The organism is Oleiphilus sp. HI0123 (assembly GCF_001635315.1).
The window spans coordinates 1-310 of the sequence record NZ_LWGE01000886.1 but is presented as its reverse complement, the minus strand read 5'-3'; the positions used below and the strand labels follow the sequence as shown (position 1 = coordinate 310).

1 protein-coding gene is annotated in these 310 nt (G+C 39.4%); it reads left to right on the top strand.

Features of this window, described 5'->3' with window-relative positions; genetic code table 11:
- Positions 1-310 (top strand): hypothetical protein (locus A3761_RS27365; protein ID WP_197472947.1); only part of this gene is annotated, 310 nt, incomplete at both ends.

Below are 310 nucleotides of genomic sequence, written 5' to 3'. Positions count from 1 at the left end.
CTGACCGCAGAAGATTCCGTTTTTGATCCTGCTTTTATCAAGGCTTCTCTCTCAGAGTTAATTGATGAAAAAGATGCTCCAGAAGGTAAAGAAGTTTCAAAAATCTTATTAGATTATCAGTTTGATTTAATTCTCGAAGATAAAGGAAGCATGTTTGGCTTCTCCTCACTATACACAGCCATCTCAGACGGAAACATAAGGTTTAACGAAATCGGTTTGCTAAATGACCCAGCGATTCTTGCCATGAGCGGACAGGAAGAGCAGGTGCGTAAACGACTTGATAAGAATAGAGAGCTTTACGATCAAATTC